The organism is Moorena sp., from assembly GCF_982860115.1.
The window spans coordinates 1-15,041 of record NZ_CEYLVT010000185.1 but is presented as its reverse complement, the minus strand read 5'-3'; the positions used below and the strand labels follow the sequence as shown (position 1 = coordinate 15,041).

12 protein-coding genes are annotated in these 15,041 nt (G+C 43.5%); 8 read left to right on the top strand and 4 right to left on the bottom strand.

All coding sequences use genetic code 11. From position 1 onward, the window contains the following. Positions 1-110: 110 nt before the first annotated feature. The gene (locus AC4II3_RS24665) at positions 111-1,718 is read right to left on the bottom strand and encodes an adenylate/guanylate cyclase domain-containing protein (RefSeq protein ID WP_488015869.1); all 1,608 of its coding nucleotides are present in this window, start codon (positions 1,716-1,718) and stop codon (positions 111-113) included. A gap of 504 nt (positions 1,719-2,222) precedes the next feature. On the opposite strand from AC4II3_RS24665, the gene AC4II3_RS24660 reads away from it, so the two are divergent. From AC4II3_RS24660 to AC4II3_RS24630, 7 genes are all read left to right on the top strand, one after another. Next, the gene (locus tag AC4II3_RS24660; RefSeq protein WP_488015871.1) at positions 2,223-3,590 is read left to right on the top strand and encodes an NAD-dependent succinate-semialdehyde dehydrogenase; all 1,368 of its coding nucleotides are present in this window, start codon (positions 2,223-2,225) and stop codon (positions 3,588-3,590) included. 89 nt (positions 3,591-3,679) lie between these two features. Beyond that, entirely contained in the window at positions 3,680-3,865 is a 186-nt protein-coding gene (locus AC4II3_RS24655) for a hypothetical protein (RefSeq protein WP_488015872.1), read from the top strand. 393 nt (positions 3,866-4,258) lie between these two features. After that, positions 4,259-5,905, top strand: coding sequence for an acetolactate synthase large subunit (locus AC4II3_RS24650; RefSeq protein ID WP_488015874.1), 1,647 nt, complete (start codon positions 4,259-4,261; stop codon positions 5,903-5,905). A gap of 781 nt (positions 5,906-6,686) precedes the next feature. Next, positions 6,687-7,046 carry a hypothetical protein gene (locus tag AC4II3_RS24645; RefSeq protein WP_488014937.1) on the top strand — a complete coding sequence of 120 codons (360 nt, stop codon included), beginning with the start codon at positions 6,687-6,689 and terminating at the stop codon, positions 7,044-7,046. 708 nt (positions 7,047-7,754) lie between these two features. Beyond that, positions 7,755-8,099, top strand: coding sequence for a hypothetical protein (locus AC4II3_RS24640; RefSeq protein ID WP_488014939.1), 345 nt, complete (start codon positions 7,755-7,757; stop codon positions 8,097-8,099). Between the two features lie 167 nt (positions 8,100-8,266). Further along, positions 8,267-9,448 (top strand): phosphotransferase family protein, encoded by a 1,182-nt coding sequence (locus AC4II3_RS24635; RefSeq protein ID WP_488014941.1) that lies wholly within the window; start codon positions 8,267-8,269, stop codon positions 9,446-9,448. A gap of 17 nt (positions 9,449-9,465) precedes the next feature. Beyond that, on the top strand, positions 9,466-10,572 hold the full coding sequence (locus AC4II3_RS24630) for a T3SS effector HopA1 family protein (RefSeq protein ID WP_488014943.1): 1,107 nt from the start codon (positions 9,466-9,468) through the stop codon (positions 10,570-10,572). A 150-nt stretch (positions 10,573-10,722) separates the two neighbouring features. Here AC4II3_RS24630 and AC4II3_RS24625 read toward each other — a convergent pair whose 3' ends face one another. From AC4II3_RS24625 to AC4II3_RS24615, 3 genes are all read right to left on the bottom strand, one after another. Then, the gene (locus AC4II3_RS24625) at positions 10,723-11,346 is read right to left on the bottom strand and encodes a J domain-containing protein (RefSeq protein ID WP_488014945.1); all 624 of its coding nucleotides are present in this window, start codon (positions 11,344-11,346) and stop codon (positions 10,723-10,725) included. Positions 11,347-11,602: 256 nt separating this feature from the next. Further along, entirely contained in the window at positions 11,603-12,199 is a 597-nt protein-coding gene (locus AC4II3_RS24620; protein WP_075900331.1) for an ATP-dependent Clp protease proteolytic subunit, read from the bottom strand. A gap of 112 nt (positions 12,200-12,311) precedes the next feature. After that, on the bottom strand, positions 12,312-12,968 hold the full coding sequence (locus AC4II3_RS24615; protein ID WP_488014947.1) for an ATP-dependent Clp protease proteolytic subunit: 657 nt from the start codon (positions 12,966-12,968) through the stop codon (positions 12,312-12,314). A gap of 214 nt (positions 12,969-13,182) precedes the next feature. On the opposite strand from AC4II3_RS24615, the gene AC4II3_RS24610 reads away from it, so the two are divergent. Next, complete coding sequence (locus tag AC4II3_RS24610) at positions 13,183-14,424, top strand: vWA domain-containing protein (protein WP_488014949.1); 1,242 nt, start codon at positions 13,183-13,185, stop codon at positions 14,422-14,424. The last annotated feature ends 617 nt before the right edge of the window (positions 14,425-15,041 follow it).

The window sequence follows — 15,041 nt, the reverse complement described above, 5'->3', positions numbered from 1 at the left end:
CTGTAACCTTCAAGCTGTAACCTTCAAGCTGTAACCTTCAAGCTGTAACCTTCAAGCTGTAACCTTCAACCTTAAACCTGTAACCTTTAACTTTTCTAGCTCCCCCGGAATTAAGTATCCCACCGTAGGCGGTACAGTTGGAGGGGCTGGTCTTTACCTTTAACCTTAACCGGGGACATTTTTTCCAACGGTAGAGTTTTATTCCTCAGCTTGTCTAAGGTGCTTTGGGAAATTAGAATCTCTCCCTCCTGAGCGGCACTACAGATGCGGCTAGTAACATTGGTAGTGTCACCGATAGTAGCGTATTGAATCAGCTTCTGTGAACCGATATTACCTGCTGCTACTTTCCCAGTATTGAGTCCAATGTGGATTTGAATCTCTAAATTGCGCCGCTTGAACCAATCCTGATTTAGGTGAATAACTGCTCGTTGCATTGCGATCGCAGCTTGAACGGCTCGGTCAGCATCGTCTGGTTGGCAATAGGGGGCTCCCCACACAGCCAGTAAGGCATCCCCAATATATTTTTCTAAAGTGCCTTCGTATTCAAACACAATATCCTCTACCATCACCTGGAAGTACTCATTGAGCATCTCAATTACTTGGCGTGGCTTCATCCGAGAAGACATTTCGGTAAATTTACTGATGTCGGCAAACAGGGCGGTTACTTCGGTATCTATAATTTCCAAGTGGCCTTCTTCCTTGAGCTTTTTACTCACAGCTTCCGGAAAGAAAAGCTCAAATTTACTCCGCATTACTGCTTCTTCCTGCATCTTCTGGTAAAGTTGAGCATTGTCAATTGCGATCGCAGCTTGGTTAGCCAGAGCCGTCAAAAACTCCAAGTCTTCTTGAGAGTAAATATTGGCTCTAGAGAGATTGTCCGCATACAATACCCCAATCACTTCTTCTCTCGGTTTTAGGGGTACGCACATGGAGGCATGGATTTCTTGCTGGAGCACTGACTGGGAATTACTGAATCGTTGGTCAATGGCAGCATCAGCAATTAAAACTCCATCCCCCTTCTGGTGTACGAAATTGGTGATTCGTTTGCTATAAAATCGCTCATGGGTCGGTATGCCTGTTCGGGAGTTGACAGCTTTTTCCTCTAGCATTCCTGTTTCTTGATTAACCATGAGGATGATTGCCCGGTCTACATTCATAATCTCGAACAGCAGGTCAAGAATTTTTCTCAACAAGTGATCAGGCTCATCGGGAGAGGAAAGTTGCTTACTCACCTCCAATAATATTTTTAACTTGTCTACTGAGCGTTGACCTGTCTCTTTCTCTCGCAGCTTCAGGGCTGAGCCTTGATCAGCTAAACTGTCATGGTGCAGTAATTCCTGAATTTCTACACGGGTTTTTTCTGGGGATAACCGGCTGACAATCGAAAAGTTGGAATCATTATCCTTCAGAATATTTGGGGTGATTCTGTCATGATTACTCACAAATTCAAAGATTACACTGCCCAGACGTATTAAGTCTCCGTCTTTGAGTTCACACTGGTCAATTTTGGCGTCATTAACAAACGTGTGATTGAGGCTACCTAAGTCTTTTAGGATAACCCGATCATTCGTGATTGTAACCTGAGCATGATGACGGGAAAGACTTTTATGAATTACAGTAATACTATTACTTATTTCCCGTCCTATGGTATTGGAGCCACTGCTCAATTTATAACTTTCTTGGTTATTCGGCTCTGATTTAGCAATTAAATAAGGCACAATCTAGCTCTCGTCATTAGTTCTTATCTCAGACAAGTATAATCGACTAAATTATAAAATTACTAATTTAAGGGTCTAGGTTAATGCTTGAATGGCTCTAGGTTTAATGGGTAAGGGTATTATGACAAGCCTATGAAGCGCGCCTCTTTTAGCAAGTAGGTTATCAAATGCCCCTGTTTTAAATAATACCTAATACCTGACGGCATTACCCTAAGCTCTAATCCCTAAGCTCTAATCCCTAACCCCTAACCCCTAACCCCTAATCCCTAGAATTGGCGTGATAACTGTTTTAAAAACTGGTGAGATAAATTTCGTGGTAGTAGGAGAAAACTTGATATTAGGTTAACACTTGCTTGATTGGTAGTTTCCCTCGGCAACGGGTTGACGCTTTTTCAAAGTATATCAAACTATTAAGCCATTTTGGCATAAATAAGTCATAGTCTAAATAATTAGTTATAATCAAAGAATTGGAAGTACTATCCCCATTGGGGGGAGGAGGAAGCCATGGGTATCGCTACAGTTAACCCAGCAACCGGGGAAACCATCAAAACCTTTGAGCCAGAGAGTCCGTCGTCGATTGCGACCAAGCTAGCCGTTGCCCAAGAGGCGTTTGAGCAATACTGCGAAACATCAATGGAGCAAAGAGCAGATTGGCTAAACGCAGCGGCGGAGATTGTAGAGCGGGATCGAGTCAAATTCGGCGAGCTGATGACCACGGAGATGGGAAAACCCCTCAAAAGTGCGATCGCAGAAGCGCAAAAATGTGGTTTGGTTTGTCGGTACTACGCTGAACACGCAGCTGAATTCCTGGCAGATGTCCCAGCCTCTACCGATGCCACCCAAAGCTTTGTGCGCTACCAACCTCTAGGAGTAATTCTAGCAGTCATGCCCTGGAATTTTCCATTTTGGCAAGTCTTCCGTTTTGCTGCTCCAGCATTGATGGCGGGAAATGTGGGGTTGCTCAAACATGCCTCTAATGTGCCTCAATGCGCCTTAGCCATTGAGCAAATCTTTGCTGAAGCAGGATTTCCGGAAGGGGTGTTTCAGACCTTACTGATTGGTGCTGACCAAGTAGAGGCAGTAATTCAGGATCCACGGGTCAAAGCTGCCACCCTAACTGGTAGTGAGCTAGCAGGAGCGGCTTTAGCCGCTGCGGCTGGGACACAAATCAAGAAAACTGTCCTGGAACTAGGGGGAAGTGACCCGTTTATTGTCCTAGACAGTGCCGATTTAGAAGCAGCAGCTACCACAGGTGTGACTGCTAGGATGCTCAATAACGGTCAATCGTGTATTGCAGCGAAACGGTTTATTGTGGTGGACGCAGTAGCGGATGACTTTCAGCAACGCCTACTGGAAAAATTCCAAGCCCTGAAAGTGGGAGATCCCATGGCGGAAGATACGGATATTGGCCCGTTGGCAACCCCTGGTATTCTTAGAGACTTAGACCAACAGGTACAAGCCTGCATTGAACAAGGGGCAAAGGTTCTTGTGGGTGGCCATCCTTTAAGCGATCGCGCTGGAAACTTCTACCCCCCGACAATTCTAACTGACTTCCCACCAGGGACTCCAGCCGATAACGAAGAATTTTTTGGCCCTGTTGCTCTATTGTTTAGAGTTCCGGATATTGATGCTGCGATTAAGCTTGCCAATTCCACAGTATTTGGATTAGGAGCCAGTGCCTGGACAACCAATGAGGAGCAAATCCCCAGGCTGATTGATGAACTCGAAGCTGGAGCAGTGTTTATCAATGGTTTAGTCAAATCCGACCCCCGTTTACCCTTCGGTGGGATCAAACGTTCTGGGTATGGGCGAGAACTAAGCATTCAAGGGATACATGAGTTCGTAAACATCAAAACTGTTTGGGTGAAGTGAAAATTCTAGGTATTAGGCTAATACCATTAGCCTAATACCATTACCCTAGATTCCATTAGCCTATAGCAATTCTATTTGAATCTTGAACAGTGACAGTTACTACTGACGGATTCTCCGACTCAGGACTCAGCACTATTATTGAAATTCACCTTGTTGGTGAAGTTATCTGTGTATCTGTCTCTATCCCTGTGGTTCTGGTGAAGGGGAAAATAGAAAGTTTTTCTGTAACATTTTTAACTTTTTACCATCAAGTTTTTACTGTTAATTTTTATTAAACTCACACGGATAGAAGCCAGAATGGCTATACAACTCAGTACTCTGCTTCTTTCATGGTTATCAAAAGCTTATCACAAGCTGATTTAAGATTGCCCGATTCCAACTGACTGACTTCTAAAAAATTGGGATTCACAGGATCTCAAATCCTAAATCCTTGTCTTGATGCAATAGCGAGTGGGGGAAACCACGCCAGTTGCTCATGGGGGGAACCCCCAAGACCGCACTGGCTCCCCAAGACCGCGCTGCATCGCTTGTCATGAACTAATAACAACTATGGACGAAGGCTAATAGAAAAAGCTAAAAAGGAATCTCAAAAGAAATCTAAACAGGAATTTTTACAATCAAAGATTATTTGGATACCAAAACCATATATATACCAGGGATGATTAGATATGGGTGACATGAATACTGCTGAACTATTGGTACATTGCTTAGAAAACGAAGGAGTCGAGTACGTTTTTGGACTACCTGGAGAAGAAAATCTCCATGTTCTAGAAGCTCTTAGACATTCTTCAATTCAATTTATTACCACTCGTCATGAACAGGGAGCAGCCTTTATGGCAGACGTTTACGGACGGCTGACAGGAAAGGCTGGAGTTTGCCTGTCTACCCTCGGTCCAGGGGCAACTAATTTAATGACTGGAGTTGCTGATGCCAACTTGGATGGAGCACCCCTAGTAGCCATTACTGGTCAGGTGGGAACGGACCGCATGCATATTGAGTCCCACCAGTACTTGGATCTGGTGGCAATGTTTGCTCCAGTGACTAAGTGGAACCGGCAAATTGTTCGCCCTGACACCACAGCAGAAATTGTCCGTAAGGCCTTTAAAATCGCTCAGACCGAAAAACCAGGAGCGGTACACATAGATTTGCCAGAAAACATTGCGGCCATGGCAGTCGATAGCCAACCCCTAGGCAAAGATGGTCGGGAAAAAACCTTTGCGTCTTTCCGTAGTTTGGGTAAGGCAGCTGTGGCAATTTCTAAGGCGAAAAATCCCCTAATCTTGGCGGGTAATGGCGCAATTCGTGCTGGTGCTGCTGAAGCCTTAACCGAATTTGCCACCCGGATGAATATTCCAGTGGTCAATAGCTTCATGGGTAAAGGGTGTATTCCTTACACTCATCCCCTGGCCTTGTGGACCGTGGGACTGCAACAACGGGACCACATCACCTGTGCTTTTGAGCAATCTGATTTGGTGATTGCGGTGGGATATGATTTGATTGAATATTCTCCGAAAAAGTGGAATCCAGAGGGCAAGATTCCCATTATTCATATCGGTGCGAGTCCAGCAGAAATTGATAAAAGCTACATTCCTTTAGTGGAGGTAGTGGGGGATATTTCTGACTCTCTTAAGGAAATTATGAAGCAGGGAGACCGGGAAGGTAAACCAATATCATCCGCTGCTGAACTTCGGTCGGAAATTCGAGAGGACTACGAACAGTATGCTAATGATGAAGGCTTTCCGATCAAGCCACAAAAACTGATCTATGACCTACGCCAGGTTATGGCACCAGAAGATATTGTGATCTCTGATGTTGGAGCTCATAAGATGTGGATGGCTCGTCAGTACCATTGTGATTGTCCTAATACCTGTATCATTTCTAATGGTTTCGCAGCGATGGGGATTGCTTTGCCAGGAGCAGTAGCGGCTAAGCTGGTTTATCCGGATCGCAATATTGTGGCAGTCACTGGTGATGGGGGCTTTATGATGAATTGCCAGGAACTTGAAACAGCACTAAGAGTAGGGACTGCCTTTGTGACACTGATTTTCAATGATGGTGGCTATGGCTTGATTGATTGGAAGCAACAAAATCACTTTGGTGAGTCGGCTTTCGTGAATTTTGGCAATCCAGATTTTGTCAAATTTGCTGAAAGTATGGGACTAAAAGGCTATCGTGTCAATTCAGTGGATGAGTTGATTCCTATCCTACGAGAAGCATTAGCTCAAGATGTGCCTACGGTGATTGATTGTCCGGTGGATTATGGCGAAAATCTGCGCTTTAGTCAAAAGACTGGTGATTTAACTTGCAAGATTTAAGGTTATTTGGGTTGGAGGTTGGAGGTTAAAGGTTGCAGGTTGAAGGTTGAAGGTTGAAGGTTGGAGGTTGTTGAAGGTTGGAGGTTGTTTAAGGTTGAAGATTGTTGAAGGTTGGAGGTTGTTGAAGGTTGGAGGTTCTAATCTTCCAGTTGTGAACCCTCTGTTCCCTGTTCCCAGATCCGCTGTTCCCTCAAAAAATAACTTTCAACCTACCCTACAAGGGATGCCAAGGGCGAACAACCGGTTAACTTTGGCCTTTTGGCCACGCTACGCGAACAACCGGTTAACTTTGGCCTTTTGGCCACGCTACGCGAACAACCGGTTAACTTTCAACCTTGGCCTTTGGCCACGCTACGCGAACAACCTCCAACTGGTTAACCTTGGCCAAAAGGCCACCCTACGCGAACAACTTGTTAAGCTTAAACAAACCTTTGCGCCACAATGGCGAGACAGCAGGAATTTATATAGTTATCTTATTAAATACAAGTAGGTTGGTTTAAACAACCAATCATTGCATCAATCAATTTGGCACTAGAGAGTTGATGCAGGAAGAATAGGTGAAGGATTTTACTCTGGATTGGCAAAGTCTACTTTACCTTTTACCAAACCTCTAGGGTTAGGAAAACGGCTTTACTGGCTGCAGAAATAATAACTAGACTTTGGGCAATATATATATGATTGCCCTGATGTTTAATGCCTACCCATAATCGTCATTACTGGATCGATTCTCTAGAGCTAATTTTACCCAAATTAAACCTTGTGAAAAGGGAGATGACTGAATATGGATGAGATGGAAATTTATAATCAGCGTCCTGCTGGTTCGGATCTGTTTTCAACTTCGGAAAGCTTCATGGATTCCATCAAAGATTTGGACTTCATGACAGATGTGTCGGAAGATCAGCTCAACAAGATTGAAGGAGGTGACAAAAGCAGCAGCGGACGCCGCAAACGCCCCTCTAATCCCAAAGACTTTAATGGCTTTTTCGGCAAGGGCCAGCCTATCATTAATGACGTGGACTTGCAAGGACTTGCGATCGCTAAGAACGGTGGTACTGCAGTTGTTAACCAAAACGTTATTATCAAGCAAATTTTCTTGGTATTTCCAGGCTTCTTTAAGAAGCGTGGTGGTAGTTCTAGCTGATCGCATTTTACGCTTTTATTGGCTACAAATACATCCTGTTTAAAGGTAATTTGGAATGGGTTATTCCCTTTAAAATTGTCCATTCCAAATTCCTAATTACCCTCTGATAGGACTAGAATTATCCTGGCTTTATTTTTCACTATTTAAAGGTTGCAGGTTCTAATCTTCCAGTTGTGAACCCTTTGTTCCGGTGATCCGCTGTTCCGGTGATCCGCTGTTCCCTCAATAGTGAATAACTTTCAACCTACCCTACAAGGGATGCCAAGGGCTAACAACCGGTTAACCTTAAACTTGTTAACTTTAAACTTGTTAACTTTAAACTTGTTAACCTTAAACTTGTTAACCTTAAACAAACCTTTACGCCACAATGGCGAGACAACAGCAATTTATATCGTTATCTTAATTAAATACAAGTAGCTTGGTTTAAACAACCAATCATTGCATCAATGAATTTGGCACTAGAGAGTTGATGTAGGAAGAATAGGTGAAGGATTTTACTCTGGATTTGCAAAGTCTACTTTACCTTTCACCAAACCTCTAGGCTTAGGGAAACTGCTTTACTGGCTGCAGAAATAATAACTAAACTTTGGGCGATATATATATGATTGCCCTAATGTTTAATGCCTACCCATAATCGTCATTACTGGAACGATTCTCTAGAGCTAATTTAACCCAAATTAAACCTTTTGAACAAGGAGATTACTCAATATGGATGAGATGGAAATTTATAATCAGCGTCCTGCTGGTTCGGCTCTGTTTTCAACTTCTGAAGGCTTCATGGATTCCATCAAAGATTTGGACTTCATGACAGATGTTTCGGAAGATAAGCTCGACAAGATTGAAGGAGGTCAAAACCAGGGACAACCCACTGTTATTGATCCTAAAGATTTTGGTGGCACAGGCGAGCCTATTATCCTTAATGAGGTGGACTTGCAAGGACTTGCGATCGCTGATAACGGTGGTACTGCAATCGTTAACCAAAACGTTATTATCCAGCAATTTTTCTTGCTATTTCCAGGCTTTTTTAAGAAGCGTGCTGGTACCACTACCTGATCGCAATTTACGCTTTGAGTTGCTACCAATACATCCTGATTAAAATGAATTGGTAATGGGTGATTTCCTTAAACATTGCTCATTACCTTCTTACAAAGTACCATCTGATAGAACTAGGATTCTCCTGGGTTGAGTGATCACGGGTTAGTTTAAAGCCGTAATTTTTGATGACTTTTTTATTAAGCTCTAAAAACGTTTTTAATTATCTAGTCGAAAAGGGAATTTGTGAAGCAAATCAGGAATCTCTGCTCCAGATTGAACCAAAATCTGGTAAAAACTTTAATTTGCTGGTGAGTTTGACTGAGGATCGCTATCTTCTGATTAAGCAAGAGCGTCACGATCATGAAGGGAAAACTAATGGTGATTTTTGGTACGAATGGCTTTTTTATGAGTTTTTACAGGAGTTTCCAGAGCTAAGCTCTATTCGCCCACTAATTTCCGAGGCGATTCATTTTGATTCAAGTCGCTCAATTCTGGTTTTTAACTATCTTAATGACTATTGTGATTTAGCGTATTTTTATAGTAAAGAGCAGGTTTTTCCCACTGATATCGCTAGGCAGATCGGAGCTACTATAGCCACAATCCATCGCACGACTCTAGACTGTCAGGAATATAAAGACTTTTTGAACTCTAATTCTAAACAGCTACCGATTGACGAAGAGGTTGACTTTCTTGAAAGGTTAGAACGAATTGAACCAGAAGTTTTTGGGTTCTATTCTGAAGATTCTCTTGAATTTTTTAGACTTTATCAGCGCTACGAGAGTTTAGGGCAAGCCCTCGCAGAACTTAACGAAATTTGGGACCCTTGCTGTCTGATCCACAATGACCTAAAACTGAAAAACATATTACTGCACCTTGAGTGGGAGCAATGCCTCTCTAGCAAAAAGCCAGAAGCGACAAGCATGGTTAGAGTAATTGATTGGGAGAAATTCACTTGGGGAGATCCGACCTTAGATTTAGGCACCATTATCGCTAGCTATCTACAAATTTGGCTGAGTAGCTTGGTGATCAGTACAGCAATCGATGTTGAAACTGCTTTGCGTCTCGCCACAACTCCCCTTGAGGTAATTCAACCTAGCCTTGTTGCTCTAACTCAAGCTTATTTGGCTCACTTTCCAGAAATTATTGAGCGACGTCAGAATTTTTTGAGACGAGCCATGCAATTTGCTGGGTTTGTCTTGATTCGCAAAATTCATATCAAGATCAATAATCTCAAACCCTTTGACAATACAGGTATCTGTATGCTTCAGGTTGCTAAGACCTTGTTATGCCATCCAGAGCAATCAATCATGATTGTTTTTGGCATCACAGAATCTGAACTCACTTGTCCTAGCCGTATTCCTGCCTAAGTCCTAAGGTGTTGATTATGCAATTACTGGATGCTCTACGAACTCAACGACTGGATTCTTCTATACCTGGATTGCTTGATGTTTTTTCTGACATTCTTAACAATGTTCAGATTCAATCTAATTTCTATATTACTCATCCAGAGTACAAACCCCTGGAACTTCCAGATGAAGTGGTAGCTCGTTTTCAGCAACTACCCTTAAAGATCCAGAATACGCATCTAAGCCTGCAACTGCGAACGTTTCTCTACCGTATCTACTACAACGGCTCTTATCAAACGACTCTTGCAGCGGATCAGAATTCAAATGGTTGGGCAGTTGACGAGGATTTGGAGAACAATACCGTAAGGGGGCTTAACCTAGAGTTTTGTCAGCGATTGTGCGAAAGTAATCGCTCTCAAGGCTACTTTGATCCAGGCTGGTTAGTGCTAAGGCAGGAAAGTGATGGTAGTCTAGCTGTGGAAAAGAAGGGTCTAATTCTGCACATTAGGCCAGATTTCCACTTACAACCGATTGATAAGGCTGCTACTATAGGGAGCTTAGTGGCAATCCGGATGCCTCATAATTTAGTTCAAAACGGATTCTATGTAGCGGTTGGTAATGCTGGTCGAGTTAATCCTTGTCATTCAGATGGTGACCACCAGACAGTAAATGTCTATTTTAATCTGAGTCCTGAAGGTGCAGTTGCTGTTATGAAAGCTATCACTGAGGGATTGAACCGAGTCAAAATTCCTTTCACGTTTAAGGTGCTATACAATCCTTCTGACTACGGGCGTTATGATTCAGGGGTGCTGTGCTTTGAAAAGGGTAGTTATAGAACAGTTAAACCTATGCTTAAGACTGTTTATGCTCAACACAAATCCCATTTTCTGCAAGGGGTGCCTCTGTTTACCAAGCAGCTGTTACCAGGATTGGCTCTATCAGAAGAACCTGATTATAAATTTACCCCTAAAGAAGATTTTGGCATGAATCGCTGCCAAATTGTTGCTAATGCGTTACTAGAAGCTTGGCTACAAGGTCACGACTCTCCAGAAGGTCGGATGAATTTTATCCTCCATAACTTTTCTTTGCTTGGAATTGATATCAAGCGTCCTTACTTGAATGCTAACTCGAAAGATATTTATTAAAGGATTTACTAAAGGCTAGTACTACACAATTGGTGATTTTAGCTTCCGTTATAGCACTACGCATTCAGATGTTTGACATTCTTAAACTCCGACACTTAGTCATAGCTGACTTGTGACTTGTGACTTGTGACTTGTGACTTGCGCGTAGCGCTATATCATCTGCTCGATCACAAGAAAATCCTGTTCTATCTGAGCACACAGAGACTTATTGTAGGGGTCAGTCTTGAGGGCTTTTCTAAGATAATTTCTAGCTTTATCGAGCTTGTGCTGTTTAACCAAGTGTCTTGCCCAAGTTTGATAAGCGATCGCTTGCCACTGACGCACTTCTGGGTCTTGGGGCATTCTTTGAGCCAAGGCTTCTACTAATGCGATCGCTCTCATCAACCGTCGCTCCCGAAGCAATTGCTGGAGTTGATGATAGGAATCCCACTTCAGCTGTTGTTCAACTGCTGAGAGGGGTTGATTGAATTCAACGGATGGTGGCTTAGGTGTTACCCAAGTTGAGGTTGGGGGATGTGAGTCCCCAGGCTGATTACTCTGATTACCAAAGCTAGTGGCGGAGGTTAATACTGGTTCACGGTCACACTCTTTGATAGCACTGAGGAGAAGCTTATAAGCCTCCGTAAACCGAATAAACTTTTCTTGGGCAAGCTTGTCTCCAGGGTTAATATCAGGATGATACCGACGTGCCAGACGCCGATAAGACTCTTTTACTTCAACCTGCTTTGCTCCTGGACCTACACCCAATAAGCGATAGCAATCAGCCAGATTCATCAATGGGATAAGTAATCAATAAGCGTTGAGACAGACTTATCTGTTTCTGTGTTTCCTATATATAGAGTACCCTGTTCAATAATGTCACTACTTTTCCCTTTATACTACTTCATCACCAGATCATCAAACAGCCCTTACTCACCAAGACGGTTACAACCCGCTTTCCAGTTATAAATCAAATGCTGCAATTGGTGCAATTACCGTTAATAACCGCCTTGGCAGTGTAAGTTCTGATCAAATTGACCAGAGCAAAACTCTAGAGGGCTCTCTGGTCAATGACTTGGTCAATCAAGCCATACTCCTTGGCTTCATCAGCTGACATGAAAAAGTCCCGATCCATGTCTTTTTCGATTTTTTCTAGGGCTTGACCGGTATTTTGGGCGTAGATTTCATTGAGTTGATGGCGGATCCGCAAAATTTCCCTAGCTTCAATCTCAATATCCGTAGCTTGTCCACGGGTTCCCCCAGAGGGTTGGTGAATCATAATCCTGGAGTGAGGCAAAGCGATTCGTTTTCCTTTTTTACCTGCAGCTAGCAGGAAAGACCCCATGGAGGCAGCTAGACCAACACAAACGGTGACTACATCGGATTTGATATGCTGCATGGTGTCATAAATAGCCATGCCTGCGGTGACTGAACCACCAGGAGAGTTTATGTAGAGGATAATATCTTTGCTATTATCTTCAGAGTCGAGATATAGCATCACCGCAATGATCTGGTTGGTGATTTCGTCATCAACCTCTTTGCCTAGAAAAATAATCCGTTCCCGGTAGAGACGGTTGTAGATGTCAATCCATTCAGTATACTGACTTCCTGGCATCTGGTAGGGAACTTTGGGCACACCAATGGGCATAATTTGCTCCGAGTTAGTACTAGATTGTGGAAAAGGGGATGTAAAGATTGATCAATTTTATGTTAGCTATCAGCTGTTGGCGTAGCCTGCGCGTAGCGCATATGCTTACAACTTAAGTAATACCAGCAGGAATCGGAGTATCAAGCTCTTGAGGTTCTAGCACCCTGTCGATCAGACCATACTCTTGGGCTTGGTGAGGTGTCATGTAAAGGAAGCGATCCATATCTTTAGCAATTTTTTCTTGGTCTTGACCGGTATTGCGAGACAAGATATTGAGCATCGTCTTCTTATTGGTCAGAACTTCTTGAGCACGAATTTGGATATCCGTGGCTTGACCCTGGGCATAACTCCTGGGCTGATGTAGGACAATAGTGGCATTGGGTAAACTTGCCCGACAGCCTTTAGTTCCTGCGGAGAGTAGCATTGCTGCCATCCCAAGGGCTGAACCAATACAAATAGTGTGGATAGGGGGCTTGATGTAATTTATGGTGTCACAGATGGCAAAGGCTTCGGTTTCAAAACCCACGGGTTGGCCATCGTAACGGGATGTGCCGGTGGAATTGATGTAAATTTTAATGGGCTTGTCTGGGTCGTCGTACTGTAAATACAGCAGTTCGGCAATAATTAATTCTGTTACCGCACTCACCAAGGGCATACCCAAATATACAATCCGCTCACTTAACAACAGCGAGGGTAAGTCTGGTGGCGGCGTGCGGTAGGCAGGTCTACCATAGTAGGTAGATTGAACAGCCTGGATGGGTCGTTTCATGATATTTGGGGCTGCAATAATGGCACTATCTTTAACCAGTGTAGCTTGCCTACTTTCTTCGTGCCGGTTACTACCCTAAAGGTTAAAACTGTAACATGGGGGAAAACTTCCTTATTTGGGGGTTATTGTAAGCAGCTCAATGGCTACACCCATGCTGACCGATAGCCTCTACACCCATAATCAATTACCCTTGCTGTCTGAGGAGCTATCTAAAATGAAAGTTGGTTTGCACCCAGCCCTTAACGATACTAATATTGATGCTAATCAACCGAGTAGTCAGCGTCAGTTATCCATGGCGATTTCTGCGATCGCTGCTTCCTCTAGTCGAAGTGTACCCTTGAATTTGTGTCTGGTACTCGACCACAGTGGCTCCATGCATGGGCAGCCCCTGGAAACTGTCAAGCAAGCAGCAGTGGGGTTAATTGAGCGCCTGCAACCGGATGACCGCCTCTCGATTGTGGCCTTTGACCACAGAGCCAAAGTGCTGGTTCGCAATCAACCGATGGGCAACCTAGACCAAATCAAACGAAAGATTAACCGACTTGCGGCTGATGGGGGTACTGCCATTGATGAAGGTCTGAAGCTAGGGGTTAAAGAATTAATTAAAGCTAAACAAGACACGGTATCTCAGGTGTTTCTCCTCACTGATGGGGAAAACGAACATGGAAATAATGAAAGTTGCATAAAATTAGCTGAACTGGCTGCTGAAAATAACTTGACTATCAACAGTCTGGGATTCGGTTCCAACTGGAACCAAGATATTTTGGAAAAAATTTCGGATATTGCTACTGGTAGCTTGTCTTACATTGAAGAACCAGAGCAAGCCCTGAGTGAGTTTGCACGTTTGTTCAACCGCATGCAGTCTGTGGGCTTAACTAATGCTTATCTGTTGTTGGATTTAATGCCAAAAGTGCGGTTAGCAGAGCTCAAACCCATCGCCCAAGTAGAACCAGATGCGATTGAACTCCCAGCACAATCAGAAGGCGATCGCTTTATGGTACGTTTGGGAGATTTGATGACTGATTCAAAACGGGTGATTCTCGCTAACTTGTATGTTGGTAAAATGCCAGAGGGTCGTCAAACCATTGCCCATATACAAGTCAGATATGATGACCCATCCAGTGGTGGACAAGAGTTACTCTCGGAAATCGTGCCAGTCCAGGCGAATTTCCAGGAGGCTTATCAACCAGTTCCCAATGCTGAGGTACAGAAGCATATTCTAGCTTTAGCTAAATACCGTCAGACTCAAATTGCGGAAACAAAATTACAGCAGGGCGATCGCGCCGGGGCTGCCACCATGTTACAAACTGCGGCAAAAACCGCTATCCAGATGGGGGATAAAGGAGCCGCAACGGTATTGCAAACCAATGCTACGATCTTGCAAACTGGGGAAGACCTCTCAGAAGCTGATCGTAAGAAAACCAGAATTGTGTCTAAGACTCTGTTACAGGAGTAATCAAATTTAGGGGTAATCAATAAGGGTAGGGCATGATCCTTGCCCTTTCAAGGGTATGTTTTTTACAAAGACGTCAGGTGTGGGGTGTAGGGTGACCGGGTGTGGGGTGTGGGGGAGAAGAAAGCGATGCAGTCGCTCCTAAACTCCGAAACGTGAGTCTAGCTGACTTCTGACTTCTGACTTCTGACTTGCGCGTAGCGCTATAACTCTTCATCTAAAGGCTGACTAGGATCGGGCTGGGGGGATGCCATCTATGCCTAAAGATATAGGCCGAAAGTAATAACTTAAACACTCACACTTAAACCCTTAGAGGTAAACACTTAGATTTAAACACTTATAAATAAGGATTATCAGCCATTATTTGGTTTTATAGGCGTAATTAGCAGTAATTACGCCTATTTACTGTTGTTAACTATTCACAACTTAGGCTTTTTACCTTTTTGTGGGGTTTTTACACCTGACTCTATACGGTATGCACTACAAAAATTATCTGTCAAGATGTTGAAAGAAAAAGTTACATAGTGTTATATTTATTTACATAAAGACGAAAGGAGAAAAAAACCAAATGACTTTCAGCACTGACACCATTACCAAGTCCACTATGTACACCACCGTTG

What these genes read in the sequence shown, in the direction of transcription:
- AC4II3_RS24625 (WP_488014945.1), bottom strand. Translation starts at nt 11,346, where the DNA reads ATGAATCTGGCTGATTGCTATCGCTTATTGGGTGTAGGTCCAGGAGCA.
- AC4II3_RS24635 (WP_488014941.1), top strand. Translation starts at nt 8,267, where the DNA reads ATGACTTTTTTATTAAGCTCTAAAAACGTTTTTAATTATCTAGTCGAA.
- AC4II3_RS24640 (WP_488014939.1), top strand. Translation starts at nt 7,755, where the DNA reads ATGGATGAGATGGAAATTTATAATCAGCGTCCTGCTGGTTCGGCTCTG.
- AC4II3_RS24650 (WP_488015874.1), top strand. Translation starts at nt 4,259, where the DNA reads ATGGGTGACATGAATACTGCTGAACTATTGGTACATTGCTTAGAAAAC.
- AC4II3_RS24615 (WP_488014947.1), bottom strand. Translation starts at nt 12,968, where the DNA reads ATGAAACGACCCATCCAGGCTGTTCAATCTACCTACTATGGTAGACCT.
- AC4II3_RS24630 (WP_488014943.1), top strand. Translation starts at nt 9,466, where the DNA reads ATGCAATTACTGGATGCTCTACGAACTCAACGACTGGATTCTTCTATA.
- AC4II3_RS24620 (WP_075900331.1), bottom strand. Translation starts at nt 12,199, where the DNA reads ATGCCCATTGGTGTGCCCAAAGTTCCCTACCAGATGCCAGGAAGTCAG.
- AC4II3_RS24660 (WP_488015871.1), top strand. Translation starts at nt 2,223, where the DNA reads ATGGGTATCGCTACAGTTAACCCAGCAACCGGGGAAACCATCAAAACC.
- AC4II3_RS24645 (WP_488014937.1), top strand. Translation starts at nt 6,687, where the DNA reads ATGGATGAGATGGAAATTTATAATCAGCGTCCTGCTGGTTCGGATCTG.
- AC4II3_RS24610 (WP_488014949.1), top strand. Translation starts at nt 13,183, where the DNA reads ATGAAAGTTGGTTTGCACCCAGCCCTTAACGATACTAATATTGATGCT.